The organism is Aliarcobacter lanthieri (genome assembly GCF_013201625.1).
In the GTDB taxonomy this organism is placed as follows: Bacteria; Campylobacterota; Campylobacteria; order Campylobacterales; family Arcobacteraceae; genus Aliarcobacter; species Aliarcobacter lanthieri.
This window is the reverse complement of record NZ_CP053839.1, coordinates 517288-539925: the sequence shown is the minus strand read 5'-3', so window position 1 is coordinate 539925 and position 22638 is coordinate 517288. Positions and strand designations below refer to the sequence as shown.

Annotated in this window: 21 protein-coding genes; 13 read left to right on the top strand and 8 right to left on the bottom strand. The window is 27.8% G+C overall.

The annotated features are described in order from the left end of the window. Positions 1 to 7 precede the first annotated feature (7 nt). From ALANTH_RS02660 to ALANTH_RS02645, 4 genes are all read left to right on the top strand, one after another. Positions 8 to 955 (top strand): cation diffusion facilitator family transporter, encoded by a 948-nt coding sequence (locus ALANTH_RS02660; RefSeq protein ID WP_026803316.1) that lies wholly within the window; start codon positions 8 to 10, stop codon positions 953 to 955. A 102-nt stretch (positions 956 to 1057) separates the two neighbouring features. Next, the gene (locus ALANTH_RS02655; protein WP_026803315.1) at positions 1058 to 2248 is read left to right on the top strand and encodes an acetate/propionate family kinase; all 1191 of its coding nucleotides are present in this window, start codon (positions 1058 to 1060) and stop codon (positions 2246 to 2248) included. 188 nt (positions 2249 to 2436) lie between these two features. Beyond that, on the top strand, positions 2437 to 3432 hold the full coding sequence (gene pta / locus ALANTH_RS02650) for a phosphate acetyltransferase (protein ID WP_026807413.1): 996 nt from the start codon (positions 2437 to 2439) through the stop codon (positions 3430 to 3432). Between the two features lie 25 nt (positions 3433 to 3457). Next, on the top strand, positions 3458 to 4657 hold the full coding sequence (locus tag ALANTH_RS02645; RefSeq protein ID WP_026803313.1) for an acetate/propionate family kinase: 1200 nt from the start codon (positions 3458 to 3460) through the stop codon (positions 4655 to 4657). 23 nt (positions 4658 to 4680) lie between these two features. On the opposite strand, the gene sppA is transcribed toward ALANTH_RS02645, so the two are convergent. Genes sppA through aroQ form a run of 3 tightly spaced genes read right to left on the bottom strand, consistent with a single transcriptional unit; the run spans position 4681 to position 7285 of the window. Continuing rightward, positions 4681 to 5568 (bottom strand): signal peptide peptidase SppA, encoded by an 888-nt coding sequence (gene sppA / locus ALANTH_RS02640; protein WP_026807412.1) that lies wholly within the window; start codon positions 5566 to 5568, stop codon positions 4681 to 4683. Next, positions 5561 to 6784: an aminofutalosine deaminase family hydrolase gene (gene mqnF, locus ALANTH_RS02635; RefSeq protein ID WP_026807411.1), complete on the bottom strand. Its 1224-nt coding sequence runs from the start codon at positions 6782 to 6784 to the stop codon at positions 5561 to 5563. Before mqnF ends, sppA begins: the two co-directional genes overlap by 8 nt. A gap of 3 nt (positions 6785 to 6787) precedes the next feature. After that, the gene (gene aroQ / locus ALANTH_RS02630) at positions 6788 to 7285 is read right to left on the bottom strand and encodes a type II 3-dehydroquinate dehydratase (RefSeq protein WP_026803310.1); all 498 of its coding nucleotides are present in this window, start codon (positions 7283 to 7285) and stop codon (positions 6788 to 6790) included. Between the two features lie 78 nt (positions 7286 to 7363). On the opposite strand from aroQ, the gene ALANTH_RS02625 reads away from it, so the two are divergent. The 4 genes from ALANTH_RS02625 (at position 7364) to mnmA (ALANTH_RS02610) (ending at position 11154) form a co-directional block, all read left to right on the top strand. Continuing rightward, positions 7364 to 8389, top strand: coding sequence for a M24 family metallopeptidase (locus ALANTH_RS02625; protein WP_026807410.1), 1026 nt, complete (start codon positions 7364 to 7366; stop codon positions 8387 to 8389). 80 nt (positions 8390 to 8469) lie between these two features. Then, positions 8470 to 8955 (top strand): 2-amino-4-hydroxy-6-hydroxymethyldihydropteridine diphosphokinase, encoded by a 486-nt coding sequence (gene folK, locus ALANTH_RS02620; protein ID WP_026807409.1) that lies wholly within the window; start codon positions 8470 to 8472, stop codon positions 8953 to 8955. 46 nt (positions 8956 to 9001) lie between these two features. After that, positions 9002 to 10105: a tRNA 2-thiouridine(34) synthase MnmA gene (mnmA, locus tag ALANTH_RS02615; protein WP_026807408.1), complete on the top strand. Its 1104-nt coding sequence runs from the start codon at positions 9002 to 9004 to the stop codon at positions 10103 to 10105. Between the two features lie 11 nt (positions 10106 to 10116). Further along, complete coding sequence (gene mnmA, locus ALANTH_RS02610; RefSeq protein ID WP_026807407.1) at positions 10117 to 11154, top strand: tRNA 2-thiouridine(34) synthase MnmA; 1038 nt, start codon at positions 10117 to 10119, stop codon at positions 11152 to 11154. 31 nt (positions 11155 to 11185) lie between these two features. Here mnmA (ALANTH_RS02610) and ALANTH_RS02605 read toward each other — a convergent pair whose 3' ends face one another. Next, the gene (locus ALANTH_RS02605) at positions 11186 to 12343 is read right to left on the bottom strand and encodes an Opr family porin (protein WP_026807406.1); all 1158 of its coding nucleotides are present in this window, start codon (positions 12341 to 12343) and stop codon (positions 11186 to 11188) included. 168 nt (positions 12344 to 12511) lie between these two features. Between ALANTH_RS02605 and ALANTH_RS02600 the strand changes: the two genes are divergently transcribed. Beyond that, positions 12512 to 13444, top strand: a complete 933-nt coding sequence (locus ALANTH_RS02600) for a ribose-phosphate pyrophosphokinase (protein WP_026807405.1) — start codon at positions 12512 to 12514, stop codon at positions 13442 to 13444. A 61-nt stretch (positions 13445 to 13505) separates the two neighbouring features. After that, positions 13506 to 14522, top strand: coding sequence for an OmpA family protein (locus tag ALANTH_RS02595; RefSeq protein WP_026807404.1), 1017 nt, complete (start codon positions 13506 to 13508; stop codon positions 14520 to 14522). Between the two features lie 74 nt (positions 14523 to 14596). Here the strand turns inward: ALANTH_RS02595 and ALANTH_RS02590 are convergent, their stop codons facing one another. Together ALANTH_RS02590 and ALANTH_RS02585 are read right to left on the bottom strand one after the other, a co-directional pair. Then, entirely contained in the window at positions 14597 to 17122 is a 2526-nt protein-coding gene (locus ALANTH_RS02590; protein ID WP_026807403.1) for a heavy metal translocating P-type ATPase, read from the bottom strand. A gap of 12 nt (positions 17123 to 17134) precedes the next feature. Next, a complete protein-coding gene (locus ALANTH_RS02585) occupies positions 17135 to 17401 on the bottom strand; it encodes a metal-sensing transcriptional repressor (protein ID WP_026803301.1) in 267 nt (88 codons plus the stop codon). Between the two features lie 161 nt (positions 17402 to 17562). Between ALANTH_RS02585 and lepA the strand changes: the two genes are divergently transcribed. The 3 genes from lepA to ALANTH_RS02570 are packed head-to-tail and all read left to right on the top strand — an operon-like array spanning position 17563 to position 20553. After that, positions 17563 to 19350: a translation elongation factor 4 gene (lepA, locus tag ALANTH_RS02580; RefSeq protein ID WP_026803300.1), complete on the top strand. Its 1788-nt coding sequence runs from the start codon at positions 17563 to 17565 to the stop codon at positions 19348 to 19350. 12 nt (positions 19351 to 19362) lie between these two features. Continuing rightward, on the top strand, positions 19363 to 19977 hold the full coding sequence (locus tag ALANTH_RS02575) for a peptidase E (RefSeq protein WP_026807402.1): 615 nt from the start codon (positions 19363 to 19365) through the stop codon (positions 19975 to 19977). Positions 19978 to 19980: 3 nt separating this feature from the next. Continuing rightward, complete coding sequence (locus ALANTH_RS02570) at positions 19981 to 20553, top strand: ComF family protein (RefSeq protein ID WP_026807401.1); 573 nt, start codon at positions 19981 to 19983, stop codon at positions 20551 to 20553. On the opposite strand, the gene ALANTH_RS02565 is transcribed toward ALANTH_RS02570, so the two are convergent. Together ALANTH_RS02565 and ALANTH_RS02560 are read right to left on the bottom strand one after the other, a co-directional pair. Then, positions 20528 to 20791 (bottom strand): hypothetical protein, encoded by a 264-nt coding sequence (locus tag ALANTH_RS02565; RefSeq protein WP_026807400.1) that lies wholly within the window; start codon positions 20789 to 20791, stop codon positions 20528 to 20530. The genes ALANTH_RS02570 and ALANTH_RS02565 overlap by 26 nt on opposite strands. Then, positions 20781 to 22559, bottom strand: a complete 1779-nt coding sequence (locus ALANTH_RS02560; protein WP_051583574.1) for a Na/Pi cotransporter family protein — start codon at positions 22557 to 22559, stop codon at positions 20781 to 20783. Before ALANTH_RS02560 ends, ALANTH_RS02565 begins: the two co-directional genes overlap by 11 nt. Positions 22560 to 22638 lie beyond the last annotated feature (79 nt).

Below are 22638 nucleotides of genomic sequence, written 5' to 3'. Positions count from 1 at the left end.
TATACTTATGATTTTTCAATACTTTGATCTAAAAAGTGAACAAAGTTTACTACGTATTTCTATATTTAGTACAATATTACTTGCAGTTGTAGGAATAATATTTGGATTACTAGCAAGATCTTCTACAATTATTTTTGATAGCATATATGGAATGATTGATGCTGTTATGACTACTTTAGCATTAATTGTAGCAAAATTAATTACTAATTCTACTTCAAAAGATTTTATCAATAATAAACTTGAAAAGCATTTTACAATGGGATTTTGGCATCTAGAACCAATTGTTTTAGGAGTAAATGGAATATTATTAATTGGTGCTGCAACATATGCTTTTATAAATGCTATTGATAGTTTTTTAATTGGAGGAAGAGAGATATTATTTGGATATGCAATAGTTATATCTTCAATATCAATTGTCATTGAATTAAGTTTAGGATTATTGATAAAAAAAGCCAATAAAGAGATAAAATCCGAATTTCTAAATTTAGATTCGATAAGTTGGTTGATTTCAGCTTCAATGTCATTAGGTTATCTTATTGCATTTAGTTTTGGATATATTGCACAAAATACAAATTTACAATGGATAACTCCATATATAGACCCATTAGTTTTAATTATTGTTTGTATATTTATAATACCTATGCCATTTAAGACTGTAAGACAGGCACTTGCAGATATTTTATTAGTAACGCCTAGTGAATTAAAATCTCAAGTAGATAAAGTTGCTCAACATATTGTAAATAAATATGAGTTTGAGTATTTTAGAGCTTATGTTGCAAGAGTTGGGAGGGGAAAACAAATTGAATTATATTTCATAGTTCCAAAAAGTTGGCCAGCAAAAAGACTTGAGGAATGGGATTTTTTAAGAGATGAAATTGAGAAAGAATTAGGGAAAGATGATCCTGACCTTTGGCTAACTATTGTATTTACAACTGATTCTGAATGGGCAGAGTAATCTAATATAAAATATTTAAGTTTTAATAAGATATTATTGTGGACAATTAGAATTATTTCTTAAATTTTATTTAAGCTTAAATTTACAATATAAGGAAAATAAATGTTAGTATTTGTGCTAAATGCAGGAAGTTCATCTTTAAAATATCAATTAATCAATGCAAAAACTCATGAGTTAAAAGCTAGTGGTTTAGTTGAAAGAATTGGTATTGATGGTATTTTGAAGCATGAAATTGGTGATGATAAAAAATTAACTTTTGAAACATCTATTCCCACTCATAAAGAGGCTATAGAATTAGTTTTAAGAATTCTTACAAATGATGAAACAAAAGTTATTGATTCAATAGAACAAATTGAAGCAGTTGGACATAGAGTTGTACATGGTGGAGAGCACTTTAAAGGTTCAGCTATTGTTGATAATGAAGTTATAAAAAAAATAGAAGAGCTTGTTCCTCTTGCTCCATTGCATAATCCTGCAAATCTTTTAGGTATTAAAATCTGTAAAGAATTAATGCCAAAAGTTCCAAATGTTGTTACATTTGATACAGCATTTCATCAAACAATGCCTATAGAAAACTTTTTATATGCAGTTCCTTATGCTGATTATACAGAACACCATTTGAGAAAATATGGATTTCATGGAACAAGTCATTATTATGTTTCAAATGAAGCTATCAAATTATTAAATAAAAAAGATAGTAAAGTTATTGTTTGTCATTTAGGAAATGGTTCATCTGTTTGTGCAGTTAAAGATGGAAAATCTATAAGTACTTCTATGGGATTAACTCCATTAGAAGGGTTAATTATGGGTACTAGAAGTGGAGATATTGATGCTGGGGTTATTCCATATTTAATGGAGAAAAAAGATTTAAATCACACACAAATTCTTGATTACCTAAATAAAAAATCTGGGATTTTAGGTGTTTCTGGAGTTAGCTCTGATTTAAGAGAAGTTATAAAAGCTTCAAATGATGGAGATAATAGATCAAAAGTTGCAATTACAATGCTATGTGACAGAATTAAAAAATATTTATGTTCTTATGCAGGATTAATGCATGGAGTTGATGCTATTTGTTTTACAGCAGGAATTGGAGAGAATTCTGATTTAATAAGAGAGAAAGTTTGTGAAGGTTTAGAATTTATGGGAATTGAATTGGATAAAACTAAAAATTCTACAAGAGCTAAAGGGAATAGAGAAATAAATAGTAAAAATTCAAAAACAAAAATATATGTAATTCCAACAAATGAAGAATTAGTTATAGCAACTGATACTTACAATCTAATTAAAAAATAGATTTTATTTTAATAAAAAGAGTTTTTATTGTAGAAACTACACAATAAACTCTCTTTATTATATTCTTATTATTTTACTACTTTTAGCCATTAAAAAAATACATAAAATTTGCTATTTATTGCTACTTTAATGCTATATATTTTCATTATAATTTTTCTCATATTTGAAAAGAAAGGATTAATTACGATATGGGTTTAATTGATAAAATCAAAGAAAAAGCAAAAAAACAACTTAGAACTATTGTTCTTCCAGAAGCAGAAGATGAAAGAGTTTTAAAAGCAACTCAAATAGTTTTACAAGAAAAAACTGCAAGAGTAGTTCTTATTGGTGATGCTGAGACTATAAAAGCTGATGCTTCAAAATATGGTGCAAATATAGAAGGAGCAACTATTGTTGATCCTAAAAATTTTGACAATATTGAAAAATATATTGATGAGTTAGTTGAACTTAGAAAAAGTAAGAATCTTTCAAAAGAAGAAGCAAAACAAATTATGTTAAATGAACCAAGATTTTTTGGTTGTATGATGGTGAGATTAGGCGATGCAGATGGTTTAGTTGCTGGTTCAAATTCTCCAACATCTGATGTTTTGAGAGCTGCTATTCAAGTTATAAAAACAGCTCCTGGAATAAATACAGTATCTTCAACATTTGTTATGGAAACAAAAGATGGTAAATTTGGAGATAATGGATTAATATTATTTTCTGATTGTGCGGTTATTCCAGACCCAACTGCTGAGCAATTAGCTGATATTGCAAGTGCTACTGCTGCTACTGCTAGTTCTGTTGTAGGTTTAGAGCCAAGAGTTGCTATGTTATCTTTTTCTACAAAAGGTAGTGCATCTCATCCATTAGTTGATAAAGTTACAACTGCTTGTAAAATATTAAAAGATAGAAATGTAAATTTCCCTTTTGATGGAGAGCTACAAGCTGATGCTGCTATCGTTGAATCTATTGGTGCAAAAAAAGCTCCTGATTCAAAAGTTGCTGGACGTGCAAATATTTTAGTGTTTCCTGATTTACAAGCTGGAAATATAGGATATAAACTTGTTCAAAGATTTGCTGGAGCCGAAGCTCATGGACCTATTATTCAAGGTTTAAATAAACCTGTAAATGACCTTTCAAGAGGTTGTTCAGTTGAAGACATTTCAAACTTAGTAGCTATTACAGCAACACAAATTAAATAATTTAACATAAATAAGGAGAGAAAAAATGTTAGTTTTTGTATTAAATGCAGGGAGTTCATCTTTAAAATATCAATTAATGAACCCAGTAATAAAAAAGGTTTTTGCATCTGGAATTTGTGAAAGAATAGGAATTGATGGAGTTTTGAAACACGAATATAATGATGATAAAAAACTTGTTATGAATGTTCCAATGCCAACACACAAAGAAGCTATTAGTGCTGTACTATCAACACTAACTTCAGGAGAAGGAAAAGTTATTGATTCAATCAATGATATTGAAGCTATTGGACACAGAGCTGTTCACGGGGGAGAAGAATTTGCAAGTTCAGTTTTAATTACAACTGAAGTAATTGATACTATGAAAAGATTATCACCTTTAGCACCATTACACAATCCTGCAAATATTTTAGGTATGGAAATTTGCCAAGAATTGATGCCAGGAAAACCAAATGTGGCAGTATTTGATACAGCATTCCACCAAACAATGCCTGATTACGCTTATATGTATGCTTTACCTTATGAAATGTATACAAAACATGGAATAAGAAAATATGGGTTTCATGGAACAAGTCACTACTTCGTTTCAAATGAAGCAAGAGGAATGTTAGAGAAAAAACAAAACTCAAGAATTATTGTTTGTCACTTAGGAAATGGTTCATCTGTTTCAGCTGTATTAAATGGAAAATGTATTGATACATCTATGGGACTTACTCCTATCCAAGGTTTAATGATGGGAACAAGATCTGGAGATGTTGGAGCAGGTGCTTTACAATATATGATGTCTCAAGAAAATCTTACAATTGATCAAGCTTTAGATATTATGAATAAAAAATCTGGTATTTTAGGAGTATCTGGTAAATCTTCAGATTTAAGAGAAGTTTTACAAGGTATGCAAGATGGTGATGATAGATGTAGATTAGCTGTTGATATGGTTGCATACATTATTAAAAAATATGTAGGTTCATATGTTGCTGCACTTGATGGAATTGATGCTCTTTGCTTCACAGGTGGAATTGGAGAAAATGCAGCATTAATTAGAGAAAAAGTTTGTGCAGGATTAGACTCTATGGGACTTGTAATAGATCCAGTTAAAAACAATAGAAGATCAAGTGTTGCTAGAGATATCTCTACAAATGCTTCTACTGCTAGAATATTTGTTATTCCAACTCAAGAAGAGTATGTTATAGCAAATGATACATATAATATAGTATCAATCAATAGATAAATTTAAAAGGCGAGATTCGCCTTTTAATAAGCCTTTAATCCACTAGAAAAATTCATAACTACTTTTGATATAGCTTGACTCATAAGTTTGTCCATAAATTTCTCAAATTTATCTTCTTTTTTCCAAATAGGATTTTCAATTTTTGCTAATTCCACTAAAACACTTTGTGCATAACTAATAGTTGCTACTTCATCAATTAATCCAACATTTTTTGCTTGAAAAGAAGTAAATATCTTTGCATCAGCAAACTCTGTATGTTTTTTTATATCAAGATTTCTAGCACTTGCTACATCAGAAATAAACATATTATAAGTAGCATTTATAACACTTTTAAGTTGTTCTTCTTCATAATCAAACCATTTTCGCATAGGAGTTCCACTCTCTTTGTATTTTCCAGCTTTTATAGTTTGTGTTGAAACACCTATTTTTTCCATAAGTTCACTTAACTCAAAACCTTGCATAATAACACCTATAGAACCAACCATGCTTCCAGGATTTGCAATAATTTTATCTGCCCAAATAGAAGCATAATAACTTCCACTAGCTATTACTCCACTAGCATAAACAACAACTGGCTTTAATTCCTTTAACTCTTTTATAGCATAAGCAATTTCAACGGAAGGAGCGACAGCACCACCAGGGCTATCAACTACAAGTAATACCCCTTTTATATTTTCATCTTTTTTTGCTTTATCTATATTTTCTAGAACTTTTGAAACATCTAAAATTTGCCCATTAAGTTCAATCTTTTGTAAATTTGCAACACTTCTATTTGTAGGTGATACATCATCTGTTCCACTAAAAAATACAAAATAAACAATTGTCAAAAAAACTATTGTTTTAAAATATTTTGTAATAAAATCTAAAATTGCTATTATTGGTGAAAATAGCTTTTTAAAAAATTCAAACAAATTTTCCTCCTATTATTACACTATTTACATATTTTGTATGTAAAATTACATGCATATAAATGTCTTCTATATCTTCTATATTATCAGGTAAATAAATACCTATAATATCAGCATCAAAACCACTTTCTAATCGTCCTTTATTTAATCCTAAAGCTTTTGCACCATTTACAGTTGCACTTTTTAACAAAGTTTTAGAAAATTTCACAATATCTTTTTCATAATGAATAAACAAACAAGCCCTTAACTCATCAAACATACTTAAAGAATTATTTGAACTAAGTCCATCTGTTCCAATACTAAAAGGTATTTCATCTAAACTTTCAAGATTTAATCTACTATTATTCAAAAATCTATTTGAAGTAACACAATGATTTATAGTTGCATTTAATGATTTTATCTTTTCTAACTCTTCAAAATCTGCTTCTACACAATGTGTAAAAGATATATTCTTAACTTGTTTAAAAAGATTTAAAAACTCTAGTGGTTTACTTGTAGCTTTCTCTTGATTTAAAAAGTTTTTGAAAAACTCTAAAAAGCTTCCTTCATCTTTATTTAGCCACTCTTTTTCTTCTTTTGATTCCAAAAAGTGAGAAGTTACAGCTAAATCTTGTTCTTTTGCTATATTTAAAACTTCTCTCACTAAAAATGGATGAACAGAATAAGGAGAGTGAATAGCAATTCCTACTTTAAAATTCTTGCTAATATGTTTTTGTGCATCCTTAATTCTAGCTTTAAAATCAGCAAATAAAGTATCTATCATATCTGCCTTTGAGCCTATAACCTCACAAAAAAATACTTTGTTTATAGGAGATTTTAAACAAGCTTCTAAATCAAATGAATATGAAGAAATAGCTCCAATTGTTGTAGTTCCAGTTTTTAAAAGTTTTTTTAGTTCAAGTTCAATTAAAGGAGTTTTTGCTTTTTCTATAAGTTTTTCTCTATATCTTATAACAGAATTCAACCAAGAGTAAAAGTTTGCATATTTTAAAGTTGTTTTATTTGCACTAAACTCCAAATGAATATGAGAGTTTATCAATCCAGGCATCAAAACAGAATTTTCATTTAATTTTGTATGCTCACAATCTGGATATTTTTCTAAAATATAATCAAAACTTCCTACTTCTATAACCTTTTCATCAAAAACTATAGCACCATCTTTAATGATGCTAAAATCTGTATCAAAAGTCAATACGTAAGAAGCACTTATTATTTTCATAAATTATTTATTTTCTTCTTGTGATTGTGCTTGAAGTTGTGCATTTCTAGCTTCTTGTAAAGCTTTTAATTCGTTTAACATTTGAATTAAAGAGATTAATCCTAAATGATAACCAAATCCACCAAATCCTGTAATTAATCCTGTACTTGATCCAGCAGTGATTGATTTTTGTCTAAACTCTTCTCTTTTATAAATATTTGAAATATGTACTTCAACAACTGGCATATTAACAGCAGCTAAAGCGTCTCTAATTGCAATTGAAGTATGAGAATATGCAGCTGGATTTATCATAATTCCATCAACTGTTCCTAAACATTCTTGTATTCTATCTACAATTTCACCTTCAAAATTTGATTGAAAAAACTCAATTTCAACTCCATTTTGCTCAGCTGCATTTTGAAGTTGAGTATGAATTTGCTCTAATGTAATATTTCCATAAATATGTTGTTCTCTAACTCCAAGCATATTTAGATTTGGTCCTTGAATTACCGCTATTTTCATTATTATTTTCCTTTTATAAAATTTAGGTAAGATTATAATTAAATTTTTGTTAAATCAACCATAAAAAGGCAATTTTTGATGAAGAACTTTATCTTAAAAAATGAAAATGCAATATATTATGAAACAAATTTCTCTTGTGATAACGTAATATTTTTAAGTTTGGGAAGTGAAAAATTTTTTATAACAGATGCTAGATATACTCTTGAAGCAAAAGAGTGTATAAAAGATTGTGAAGTTATAGAAAGTTCAGATTTAGTAGCATCAGCAAAAGAAATTTTAAATAAAAACAATATAAAAGAATTAGTTTTTGACCCAAATGATTTTAGTTATGCAACATATTCAAATTTAGTAAAAGATATAAAAACTATTTTTAAAGAAGAACCAAATTTTTCAAAAATAAAAAGATTAATAAAAAGTGATGATGAAATAAAATTACTTAAAAAAGCTAGTATTTTAGGAAGATTAGGCTTTGAAAACTTTGCTAAATATATTAAAAAATATGGTCTTAAAAAAAGTGAAGAGTTTTTATATTTTAAAGCTTTTGAAAATATGAGTCAAAGTGGTAAATTAAATATCTCTTTTGAACCCATAGTTGCAATAAATGAAAATGCAGCTAAACCTCACGCTTTACCTACATTAAAAAAATTAAGACAAGGTGATTTATTATTAGTTGATGCTGGAGTAAAATATCAAAGATATTGTTCAGATAGAACTTGTACAAGTTATGTTAATTTTGATAATTTTAACTTTGAAAGAGAACAAAAATTCAAAAATAAAAAACACCAAAAAATTTATGATATAGTTTATAAAGCACAAACAACTGCAATAAAAAAAGCAAGAAGTGGAATGCAAGCTAAAGAAATTGACAAAATTGCTAGGGATATAATAACAAAAGCTGGATATGGAAACTTTTTTGTACATAGTACTGGACATGGAGTTGGTCTTGATATTCATGAATTCCCAAATATTAATACTAAAAATGATTTAATAATAGAAGATAATATGGTTTTTACAATTGAACCTGGGGTTTATTTGCCAAATGAATTTGGTGTAAGAATAGAAGATACTATTGTTATGAAAAATGGTAGAGCTATAATTTTATAAAATTAAAATATAGAAAAATAAACTTGACTTATTTAGTTAGTTTTAATTTTTAGAATAAAAAAAGAGGAAAAGAGAGAAATTTGAAAAAAAAATTAAATGATAATTTAACACTTTTTTATTTTCCAAATTTCCCTAAGAAATTCAATGATATTTCTAAAAAGAAATTTATTGTAACATTAGGAATTGGGGGTAATATTGGAAATACAAAAAACATATTTGATAATTTAATCTTATGTTTAAAAAAAGATAGTAGATTTACTTTACTTATGACTTCACCATTATTACGTAATCCACCATTTGGATTTTTGGAGCAAAGTTATTTTTTAAATGGTATAATTTTACTGAAAACTAATCTTTGTGCTAATGAATTATTAAAAGTTATCCAAAGATATGAAAAGAAATTCGGAAGAAAGCGATCCTTTCAAGATGCGCCTAGAACCTTAGATATAGATATTATATTTTTTGATAATAAGAAAATAGATACTAAAAATCTTATTATCCCTCACAAAAATTGGGCAAATAGAGAGTCAGTGATTATTCCTTTAAAATATATGCAAAACAACTAAATTGTTGTGAATACAGTTCTAAAAAAGAACTTTTTAAAGGTAAAAAATGAGTAAAAATAAAAAAGTTGTGGTTGGAATGTCAGGTGGAGTTGATTCATCTGTTACTGCGTTATTGTTAAAACAACAAGGATATGACGTTGTTGGACTATTTATGCGTAACTGGGAATATGGAATCAAAGGTAGCCAATGTCCTAATCGTATAGAATTTGAAGATGCAAAAAAAGTTGGTGAATTAATAGGAATCGAAGTAAAAGGAAAAGACTTTGTTAAAGAGTACAGAGATAGAGTTTTTGATGTATTTTTAAAAGGTTTAGAACAAGGACTAACACCAAATCCAGATATTTTATGTAACAAAGAGATAAAATTTAATGTATTTTTAAATGAAGCAAAAAGTATGGGTGCAGATATGATTGCAACTGGTCATTATGCAAAAATTGCAAGGTACAAAGATCATTTTGTACTAGATACTCCAAAAGATAATACAAAAGATCAAAGTTATTTTTTACACGCATTATCAAGTGAACAATTATCTCATGCTATGTTTCCACTTGGAGATTTAACAAAAAAAGAGGTTAGAGAAATAGCAAGAACTAATAATTTACCAGTTAGTGATAAAAAAGATAGTACAGGAATTTGTTTTATTGGTAATCAAAAATTTGATGAATTTATTACACAACATTTAAAAGCTATCCCTGGAGATATTTTAGATGAAAATGGAAAAATCTTAGGACAACATAAAGGCCTAGTTTGTTATACATTGGGACAAAGAAAAGGTATTGGTCTTGGTGGTATTAAAGACAACGAAAGTGAAAACAATACACACAAACCTTGGTATGTAGCTTCTAAAGATGTAGTAAATAATACGCTAACAATTGTTCAAGATACAAATCATCCTTTACTTATGAGTAAAAATGTAGAAGCAAGCCATATGCATTGGGTACTCGAAGTTGCACCTAAAGTAGGAGATAAATTAATGGCTCAAGTTAGATATAGACAACAAAAACAATCTTGTACTGTAGTTGAATCAAGTGATGAAAAAGTAGTAGTTGAATTTGATAATCCTCAAAGAGCTGTAACACTAGGACAAAGTCTTGTTTTATATTCAGGTAATTACTGTCTTGGTGGAGGCTTTATAAGTTACTACAAGTAAAAAGGCAAAATATGAGTAAAAAAAAAGTAATGGTAGGAATGAGTGGAGGGATTGACTCATCAGTAACTGCTTATATGCTACAGAAACAGGGATTCCAAGTTGAAGGAATTTATTTAAAACTTCATAATAGAACAGATGGTTATCATGAATCAAATTTAGGTTATATTGATGGTGTTGCTAAATTCTTAGGAATCAAATATCATATTTTAGATTTAGTAGATAAATTTTCTCAAGAAGTTTATAACTATTTTGTAAACTCATATTTAGAAGGTACTACTCCAAATCCATGTGTTAAATGCAATAAACAGATAAAATTTGGTGCTATGCTTGATTTTGCAAAAGAGCAAGGTGCAAGTTTATTAGCAACTGGACATTATGCAAAGAATGATGAAAATTTTTTCTATATGGCAGATGATTTATCAAAAGACCAAAGTTACTTTTTATCTCAAGTTCCAAAAAATGCACTACCTTATATGATTTTCCCACTAAATAGCTATAAAAAAGAAGATATTGTAAAACTTGGAGCTAATCTTGATGTTACATATAAAAAGATTACAGAGAAAAATGAGTCTCAAGAAATCTGTTTTGTAGAAACAGTTTATACTGATGTTATAAAAAAACATGCAAACATTGATGTTGAAGGAGATGTTTTAGATGAAGCAGGAAATGTTGTAGGAAAACATAAAGGTTATGCTCACTATACAATAGGAAAAAGAAGAGGATTTACAGTTAAAGGTGCTCAAGAACCACACTTTGTTACAAAACTAAATCCAAAAGAGAATACTATTGTTGTTGGTAAAAAACCATCTTTAGAAGTAAATGAAGTAATTGGAAATAGCTTAAATATGTATATTGAGGATAAAGAGTTCTCATGTGGTGTAAAACTAAGATATAGAAGTAATACAACACCATGTAAAATAAAAATAGAAGATGATAAAGTTTATATATCTTTAGAAGAACCAGCTTTGGGAGTTGCTAGTGGACAACTTGCAGTTTTTTATGACAATGATAAAGTCATAGGAAGTGCATTTATAGAAAGTGCCAAATAATTAAGAAAGAGAAAATCTCTTTCTTAAAAGATTAAAAATTATATTCAACAGCAGCAATATATTTGTTATAATCAACTTCATCAAAGTTTTTATTATCAACATTTACATACATAAAGCTAACACCTAAACTATCTGTTATACCATATCCAATACTTAAATTAAGCTCTTTTGTTTTTAAATCACTTCCTATTCCATGTTTTGTAATACCATATAATGCACTTAGTTCAACTCCAGCAATAGAGTAATTTGCACCAATATACCATGTTTTAGCATCTGGATCATAAACATAATCTCCATCTTCAAATGGTGAAATAGTATCTCCAAAAGATGCTATCATATTTGCACCACCATCTTTATCTGTTTTTGCATATCCAGCGAATACTTCAAAATCTTCTATTTTAACAATACCCTCAATATGTGCTATACTTCCATCTTCAAGATCATCTAAGTAAGTATTCCCATTTTCGTCTTCAAATGTATATTGTGTATTATCTGCATTACTTTTTGCATATTGTGCTGTAATACCAAAATAATCTGCATCAAAAATAGCCTTTAAACCATAAAATCGTCCAAAATCTGGCATTTCATAATAATATGGATTAAAAGTAATAGTATCTATACTTTTATTTTGAATATCAATAAAATAAACACCTTTATCAGTTAATTCTGGTTTATGAAAATCTTCACTTAAATCTATTCCTGATTCAGCTTTTTTATTTGAATATCCTAAAGCTACCACTGTATCAGGAATTGCTAAAATTTCCGCAACTGCTCCTTGTTGATAATCAGTAAGCCATTCATATTCCCCTTCATATCTTCCTGCTTTTATAGATATGAAATTATTTAATTCATATTGTAAATATGCTTGTGTAAATAAAGCATTATTTTCAAAAGGAGCACCATCTTTGTAATCTCTTTTGTGTTTTTCCCCTAATTTTAAATTCCCTTTAGCTTCAATTTTTGCATTAAAACCATAAAAAGAATCTGTAGTATAAGCAAGTCTTAAATGCCCATTTCCATAAGCTAAGTCATTTGCAATACTATGATCTTTACTTTTAATTTTTTGACCATAAAGTGCAACTGTTCCTTCAACTTCACCATTTTTAAATGCATCATCAATAGTTATTGAATCTGAAAAAGCTGATGTATAAAGCACTAAACTTGCAACGGCTAAACTAATTTTTTTCATTTTGTCTCCTTTTGATTTGACGATACCCATTATCAATATATTAGGCAGAATATTATATTTTTTTATTTATTAATTTTTTATTAATTAATCATTAATCATTTCAAAATCTTTATTAAGCGCTTTTTTGATAAAATTTTGGATTAAAAAAATAAAAATTCAAGGAATTTTATGTCAACATTTAAACTATTTAGTGGTAGTGCAAACCCAAAATTTGCACAAAAAGTTGGTGAATATCTAGGTATGAAAGTATCTGACGCAACTTTGAATAAATTTAGTGATGGTGAAATATCTGTTCAAATAACTCAAAGTGTAAGAGGACAAGATGTATATATAATTCAACCTACATGTGCTCCTACAAATGATAATTTAATGGAATTACTTATTATGATAGATGCTTTAAAGCGTTCTAGTGCAAAAAGTATAAATGCTGTTATCCCTTATTATGGATATGCAAGACAAGATAGAAAAGCAGCTCCTAGAGTTCCAATTAGTGCAAGATTAGTTGCAGATTTACTTGAAGCTGCTGGAATTGATAGAATAGTAACTATAGATTTACATGCCGCACAAATTCAAGGTTTCTTCAATCTTCCTGCAGATAATTTATTTGGTTCAATTTTATTTATTAACTATATAAAAAGTAAAAATCTTAAAAATCCAATTATTGCAAGTCCAGATATTGGTGGAGTAGCAAGAGCTAGACAATATGCTGATAAATTAGGTTATGATTTAGTAATTGTCGATAAAAAAAGAGAAAAAGCAAATATTTCAGAAGTTATGAATATTATTGGTGATGTAAAAGGGAAAGATGTTATATTAGTAGATGATATGGTTGATACTGCTGGAACTTTAGTAAAAGCAGCAGAAGTTTTAAAACAAAAAGGTGCAACTTCTGTTATGGCTTGTTGTACACATGGAGTTTTAAGTGGACCAGCTTATGAAAGAATTGCAAATGGTGTATTGGATGAACTTGTAATTTCAGATACGATACCAACAAAAGAAAATGCAGAAAAAATTACAGTATTAACAGCTTCATCTATGATAGGAGAAGCTATAAGAAGAATCCACAATAACGAGTCAGTAAACTCTATTTTTAACAATTAATTTTAGTTTAAAAGAACATTCTATATAATTTGATAAATTATGTTTTTAGAAAGGATACAAAATGAAAAAAATTTTATTATCATCTTTAGCTTGTGCAACTTTAGTATTAGCTGCAAATAGTGATTACAAATATGAAATAACTCCATTAATTTCTGGAGCGCTTACAGAAGGTAATGCTAATCATGAAAAAAATTATGTTAATGGTGGTTTAGCTTTTGGTTTCAATCAATCAGAGGGTTCTTTTATTGACCAAGTTGAAATTGGTTTTTTAAGAACTTTAGAAGATTTAAATGGTAAAAATGGTTTCCAAAACAGAGATACAGGAATTACTAGAGTATTTACAAACTTAGTAAAAGATTACTCAATTACTGATGATTTTTCTTTATATGGGTTAATCGGAGTTGGTGTTGAATTCTTTGATCATGAATATGGAAGACATGAAAATGGTGTGTTTGGAAACTATGGGGTTGGTTTAAAATATCAACTTGCTGAAAGATTAGCACTAAAATTTGATGTTAGACACTTAATTGAAACTGACAGAGGAGATAATACATTATTATATACTTTAGGTCTTGCTGTTCCATTTGGAGAAAAAGCTGCTAAAGTTGCTCCAGTTGCTGAAACTCCAGCTCCAACTCCAGTTGCTGCTCCATTAGATAGCGATGGTGATGGTGTAATTGATGAATTAGATCAATGTCCAAATACTCCAAAAGGTGCAAAAGTTGATTCAGTTGGTTGTATTACATTAATTAACTTAAATGTTAACTTTGATACAGATAAATCTGATATTAAAGATGTATATAATACAAGAATTCACGAATTTGCTGAAGTTATGAAAACAGATAAAAAATTGAAAGCTGACATCGAAGGACATACAGATTCTGTTGGAAGAGATGCTTATAATCAAAAATTATCTGAAAGAAGAGCTGCATCTGTTGTTAAAGCTTTAGTTGAAGCTGGTGTAGAAAAAGATAGAATTAAAGCTGTTGGTTATGGTGAATCAAGACCAGTTGCTTCTAATGATACTGCTGAAGGAAGAGCTGAAAATAGAAGAGTTCAAGCTGTAATGGTTAAATAATTCTAAATAGTTCTTCTATTTAAAAAGGGTTGGAAATTTATTCCAACCCTTTTTTTATTGTTTAATTTTAAACTTTATTTTATAACTTCGTATCCTGCTTCACTTATAGCATTAACTAAAACTTGTTCATCTAAATCTTTTGACATATTTATAGTTACATCTTTAGTTGATAATTCAACTTTTACATTATCAACACCATCAATTGCATTTAATGCTTTTTCAACTCTTCCACTACAATGTCCGCAAGACATACCATCTACTTTTAAAATTTTTGTCATATTAACTCCTTTTTGATTTATATTACTTATTATATTAAATTCTTCATCTATTGTTGTCTTAAATAACTTTAATCTTAAAGCATTTAAAACAACAGAAACACTACTTAAACTCATAGCTGCACCAGCAAACATTGGATTTAATTTCCATCCTAAAACTGAATAAAATACTCCAGCTGCCAAAGGAATACCAATAATGTTATAAATAAATGCCCAAAATAAATTTTGTTTTATATTTTTAATAGTTGCACCACTTAATTGTATAGCTTTTACAGCATCAAGTAAATCATTTTTAACTAAAACAATATTTGCTGACTCTATTGCAACATCTGTTCCAGCTCCTATAGCAATCCCAACATCTGCACGTACTAATGCAGGGGCATCATTTATACCATCACCAATCATAGCAACTTTTTTACCTTCTTCTTGAAGTTTTCTTATCTCTTTTTCTTTATCTTGTGGTAAAACTTCTGATATAACTTTTGAAATATTTAATTCTTTTGCGATTGAAAGTGCTGTATTTGTGTTATCTCCAGTTAACATTATTACATCTAGTCCCATTTTTTTGAACTCTAAAATAGCACTTTTACTTGTTGGTTTAACAATATCAGCAACGGCAATAAGACCTAAAATTTCTTTATCATTAGCTATAAAAATAGGAGTTTTTCCATTACTTGATAAATCTTTAGATTTATCAATAAAATCTTCTAAAGATATATTTTTACTATCAAGGAACTTTTTGTTTCCAATATATATGATTTCATTATCTAATTTTGCTTCAATTCCCAACCCATTTATTGCTTTAAAATCACTAATATTTATAGATTCCAAATTATTTTCTTTTGCTTTTTCAACTATTGCAATCGCTAAAGGATGTTCAGAGTTTTTTTCTAAAGAAAAAGCTATTTGAAGCAAAGTATCTTCGCTAATATTCTTTTTTGTTAAAATATCTGTAACCTGAGGTTTACCTTGAGTAATAGTTCCCGTTTTATCTAATACAATGGTTTCTATTTTATGTACTGTTTCTAAAGCCTCTGCATTTTTTATTAGAATACCATTTTGAGCCCCTTTTCCAGTTCCTACCATAATTGCCGTTGGAGTAGCAAGTCCCAAGGCACAAGGACAAGATATAACTAAAATAGCAATACCAATAGATAAAGCAAATTCAAATGAGTATCCCAAAAGTAACCAAGTAATAGTTGCAATTATAGATATAGCTATAACAGTTGGTACAAAAATAGCACTTATTTTATCTGCTAGTTTTGAAATAGGAGCTTTTGAAGAGCTAGATTCTTCTACAAGATTTATAATTTGTGATAAAACTGTATCAACTCCTACTTTTGTAACTTCAAATTTTATATATCCATATTTATTAATACTAGCACCTATTACTTTATCCCCAATTTTTTTTGAAACGGGTAAACTTTCACCAGTTATCATAGATTCATCAATAGATGTATTTCCAGAAATTATTTCACCATCAGTTGGAATAATCTGTCCTGGTTTAACAATAACAATATCTTTTAATTTTAAATCATCAATTGAAATTTCTACTTCTTTATCATCTTTTAAAATTAAGGCTTTTTTTGGAGCTAAATCAATAAGTTTATTTATTGCTTCACTAGTTTTTCCTTTTGCTCGTGCTTCTAGGAATTTCCCAAATGTTATTAAAGTAAGAACAATTGCTGCACTTTCAAAATATAGATCCATAGAGTATTGAATTACTATATTTATATCATTATTTCCTAATCCATAACCAATTTTATAAATTGAAAAAACTCCATAAACCATAGCAGCACCAGTTCCAATAGCTATTAAAGAATCCATATTTGGAGAACCTTTTAATAAAGTTTTAAATCCAACTTTATAAAATTTTCTATTTATAATAACTATTGGTAAAGCTAATAAAAATTGTGTAAATGCAAAAGTTATAGCATTCTTTTCTCCATGAAAAAATGATGGCAGAGTCCAATTTAACATATGACCCATTGAGATATAAAATAGAGGAATAGCAAAAATCAAAGATACTATTAGTCTTTGTTTTAACTCATCTATTTCAATTTGTGCAATATTATCTTTTTTTGGTACATTATTTTGCTTTTTATTTTCCTGATTTACTAAACTTGCACTATACCCAGCATCTTCAACTGTTTTTATGATTTTATCATTATCAAGTATGTTATCATCATATTTTACAACCATACTATTACTTAATAAATTTACATTTACTTCTGTAATACCTTCAAGTTTTTTTACACTCCTATCTACGGCATTTGAACAAGCAGAACAAGTCATACCTGTAATATCAAATTTTTGTAATTTCATAAATAACCTTTTTTATTTATCAATAATTTTTGATAAAATTTTTGTAATTTCATCAATCTTTTGATTTGCATTACCACTATTCACAGCTTCTAAAACACAACTATTCATATGTTGCTTTAATATCAAAATGTTTGATTTTTTAACAAGAGATGATACAGCAAGAATCTGATTTGATATATCTATACAGTACCTTCCATCTTCAATCATTTTAATAATAGCTTCTATTTGTCCTTTGGCTGTTTTAAGTGCCTGTAAAGCTTTTTGTTTCTCTTCATTCACTTTCAACTCCTTATACCCTACCCTATAGGGGTAGGTATTAGAATATTACCAAAGCTTATTTTAATTCTATATAAATAATAAAATATTTAACAAAAAACTTACTAAAAATTAGATATAATCGCTAACTTTTAACAAAAAACAAACAAATATTAGGAAAAAAATTGCAAAAAAATATTAGAAATTTTAGTATTATTGCACATATTGATCATGGAAAATCAACTCTTGCAGATAGAATAATTCAAGAGTGTGGAGCAATTAGTGATCGGGAAATGACTTCTCAAGTTATGGATAATATGGATATAGAAAAAGAGCGTGGAATTACTATAAAAGCTCAAAGTGTAAGACTAAACTATACACTTAACGGAGAAAAATATATTTTGAATCTAATAGATACTCCAGGACACGTAGATTTTTCTTATGAAGTAAGTCGTTCTTTAGCTTCTTCAGAAGGTGCTCTACTTATAGTTGATTCAACTCAAGGTGTCGAAGCACAAACTATTGCAAATGTTTACATAGCTATGGATAATGACTTAGAATTACTCCCTGTTGTAAATAAAATAGATTTACCAAGTGCAGATCCTATGAGAGTTCTAGCAGAAGTAGAAGATGCTATTGGTCTTGATTGTACAGAACACAACCTAATTTCAGCTAAAACTGGTTTAGGAGTAAAAGATTTAATTGAATCAATCATCAAAAGAGTTCCTGCTCCTATTGGAGATGAAGAAGCACCTACAAAAGCACTTATTTATGATAGTTGGTTTGATAACTATTTAGGTGCTTTGGCATTGGTACGTGTTTATGATGGTAGTATCAAAAAAGGGCAAATATTAAAAATGATGAATACAAAAGTTGAACATCAAGTAATAAGCCTAATGTATCCACATCCATTAAAAAGACAAGATACAACAGAAATAAAAACAGGCGAAATAGGTATAGTTGTACTTGGACTTAAAACTCTTGATGGCATAGCTGTTGGAGATACAATGACAGATGCAAAAAACCCAACAAAAGATGTAATTGATGGATTTGAACCAGCTAAACCATTTGTTTTTGCAGGACTTTATCCAATAGAAACAGATAAATTTGAAGATTTAAGAGAAGCATTAAATAAACTAAAATTAAATGACTCATCAATATCTTTTGAGCCAGAAAGCTCACTAGCTTTAGGAAGTGGTTTTAGAACTGGTTTTTTAGGTATGCTTCATATGGAAGTTATAAAAGAAAGACTTGAAAGAGAGTTTGATTTAGACCTAATAGCAACTGCTCCAACTGTTGTTTATGAAGTCTTAAAAAAAGATGGAGAGAAAGTTATTATTCAAAATCCATCAGAACTACCTGAACCAAACTATATAGAAACTATTTTTGAACCTTATGTAAAAGCTACTATTTTGGTACCAGATGAGTTTTTAGGAAATGTTATAAAACTTCTCAATGATAAAAGAGGAATTCAGTTAAAAATGGACTATATAGGGGCTAGAGTTCTTTTAGAATATGATATTCCTATGAATGAAATTGTTATGGATTTTTATGATAAATTAAAATCAACTACAAAAGGTTATGCCTCTTTTGATTATGAGCCTGTAGGATTTAGACCTGGAAATCTAAAAAAACTTGATGTTAGAGTTGCAGGAGATATTGTAGATGCACTTTCTATCATAGTTCCAGAAGATAGATCTGTTTCAAGAGGAAGAGAGTTTGTAAAAGCCTTAAAAGAACTAATACCAAGACAACTTTTTGAAGTTGCAGTACAAGCTAGTATTGGAAGCACAATAATTGCTAGAGAGACTGTAAAATCTATGGGGAAAAATGTAACTGCAAAATGTTATGGTGGAGATATTACAAGAAAGAGAAAACTACTTGAAAAACAAAAAGCTGGTAAAAAAAGAATGAAAGCTATTGGAAAAGTAAATGTTCCACAAGAGGCTTTTATGGCAGTATTGAAAATCTAAGGAAAAATAAGTATGAAAAAACTCTTTTTATCTTCATCTTTTAGTGATGTTATAGATATTTTTATAGATTTTCAAAAAGATTTAAAAGGTAAAAGTGTAACTTTTATACCAACAGCTTCTATCATTGAAGAAGTTGATTTTTATGTAGATTTAGCAAAAAAAGATTTCCAGAAATTAGGCTTAGTTGTAAATGAGTTAGAGATTTCAACTGCTACAAATGATGAAATAGAGAGAAAATTAAGAAAAAATGATTTTATCTATATATCTGGTGGAAATACTTTTTTTCTACTACAAGAGTTAAAAAGAACTGGTGCAGATAAAATAATTATTGAAGAGGTAAATAAAGGTAAACTTTATATAGGTGAATCAGCTGGTGCTATAATTACATCTAAAAATATAGAGTATGCAAAAGAGATGGATAGTGTAGAAGAAGCTATTAATCTAAAAAATTTTGAGGCTTTAAATTTAGTCGATTTTTATATAGTTCCACACTATAAAAATTTTCCTTTTGAGAAAAGTGTAGAAAAAATTATAGAAATTTACTCTTCAAAACTCTCTTTAAAACCAATTAGTAATAATGAAGCGATATTAGTTAATAGTGATAAAATAAGTTTAAAAAAAGTATAGAATATGAAATGCACAAGTTGTGATAAGTTATCTTTTTATATTCTATGTAAAACTTGTCAAGCCACACTTCTTGAGCCAAATTTTTATAAAAAAGAGTTAGACAAAGATTTTTTTGTTTACTCTTTTTATGACTACAAAGATTTAGAAGATTTAATCCAAAGCAAGTATTATTTTTATGGAGATAGAGTTTTTAATACTTTAGCAAAACTAAGTTTTAAAAAATTTGCTTCAAATTTTACTTTTACCCACCATATTTTAGCCTTGCCAATAGATGACCACACAAGACACGATTTTTCTCAAACTGCAATTTTAACAAAACACTTAAAAAGCCAATTTATAAAACCAGTTTTTAATACCTTAAAAGCTTCAAATATTGTCAAATATGCAGGTAAAAACTTAGAATTGAGACAAAAAAATCCACGAAAATTTATATATAGTGGAGTAAAAAATTGTGATGTTATTTTAGTTGATGATGTTCTTACAACAGGCACAACTATTTTAGAAGCTAGAAAAACTTTAAAAAAATATAAAGTAAATGTACTTTTTGCTCTTACTCTATGTTCTTTTTTGCATTAAGTTTATTTATCTCTTTTTCAAGTTTTTTTCTAATCTTTTTTTCTAACTCTTTAACCATATTTAATTTATTTTTTAAATTTTCTTTATCATCATCTTTAAAATCTTCATCATTAAGTTTTTTTAAAAGCTTTAACCTTTTTTCTACAAGTTTTTCTAATGCATCTTCTAAACTACTAATCTCTTTTTTATTCTCCATAAAGAACTCTTCTATACTATTTAAAAACTTTTTAATTTTCATCTTCTTCATCCTCATCTAAAAGTAAACTATCTTCGATAAAAATAGTTGTAGTAATATTTATTAAACTTTGACACAAAAGTATAGCAAAAGATACATCCCTTATAATCTTCGTTGTTTCTATTGAATCTAATCTTTTCTGAGCAAAAAGTTCATCAACTCTTTTTGTACTTAGACTATCTAAAGAATTTAATTTTTGTTGTAAAGTTTTTGTTTTATATATTTTATCAATATCATCAATAGTCATATTTTGTGATATATTCTCAAGTTCTTTTATACATATCATAAAAAGCTCTTTTATAAATATATACTCTTTACTAATATTAGGATTTCTACTATCAACTCCTACATTTATATTTTTATGAAAAGTTTTAATTTTTTTTAGAATTTTATACATATCTTTAGTAAGTAACTTTTGGCTATCAAAAGTTTTTAAATCATTTTCATTAATATTTTTATTTGCAAATGATATAAAATCCAAAATCTCATCATGAAGTTTTTTTATTTTCTCTTTATAAATTTTATCAATCTTAGAGTTTTGTGGACTTTTTTTATCTTTATGTTTTTTATTCCAATATATATCTTCATCATTTATTAGAAGTTGGTGTTTTATAGCTTTTATAAGTTTATTATATAAAATGATATTTTCTTTCTTTAATCCTACTACTATTGATTTTGAAGATTCTAAAGATTCACTATCCAAAAACTCTAATTTTGACCAAGATTTTACTTTTGGAATAAACATTTTTTTCAATCTTTCCACTATTTTGGGTAGAAGAGGAATTACAATTAAAACAGCACTTAAGTTAAAGATAGTTACAAATATTGTAAGTTTTATTACATCACTTTCTATGCTGAAATAATTTGATATAAAATCTATAAAATAAATAATAGGATAAAAAAATATTATCCCAAAAAGAGTAGCAATTAAATTCAAAATGAATTGTGAAAAAGCAAGCCTTTTACCATTTGAATTTGAATTTAAACTACCTAAAATAGTTGTTGTTGTACTACCAATTTTGCCACCAATAACAGCTGCAATAGCATTAAAATATAGAAGTTGCCCACTAGATAATGCTACTAAGATAATCGCCGTACTTGCTGAACTTGACTGTACAATAAATGTCATAAATGCACCAATTATAAAGAATATAAATAATCCTAAAAATCCATCTAAAGAATAAACAGATAAATCAACACTCTCTTTTAACTCTTCAAAACCAACAACCATATATGAAATCCCTAGAAATATAAAACCAAGACCTAAAAGTATATTTCCAAAACCTTTTTGTTTTTGATTTTTTGAAAATCTAAAAAATATTCCAAAAGCAATTATAGGCATAGCATAGTGTGAAATTTTTATTTTTAATCCAAATAGAGCAATAATCCATGCTGTTGTAGATGAACCTAAACTAGAACCTAAAAGTACATAAATTGCACTTTCTAGTGCTATTAAAGATGCCCCTAAAAAAGATATTAATATTACACTTGTAAGAGATGAACTTTGAACAACTGATGTAATTAGAAAACCATTTAAAATTCCTTTTGGTAAAGTATTTGTAAATCTTTCTAAAATTTTTTCTAAAACCCCTCCTGAAAATAGTTTAAAACCATCTTCCATAAAATACATACCAACAAGAAATATAGCAATTCCAGCTATTATCTCTTTTGCACTTTCATAACTCAGAACAAAATAGGCTAAAACTAAAAATAATAATGGAAATAAAACTTTTTTAATCATATTATCATCCCTATCTTTGTTTTTATTCATTTTATCAAAAAAAAAATTGTTTCTCCTAAATTACATATAAATTTTAGGAGAAACAAAATTCAAAAAAGATATAATTTTT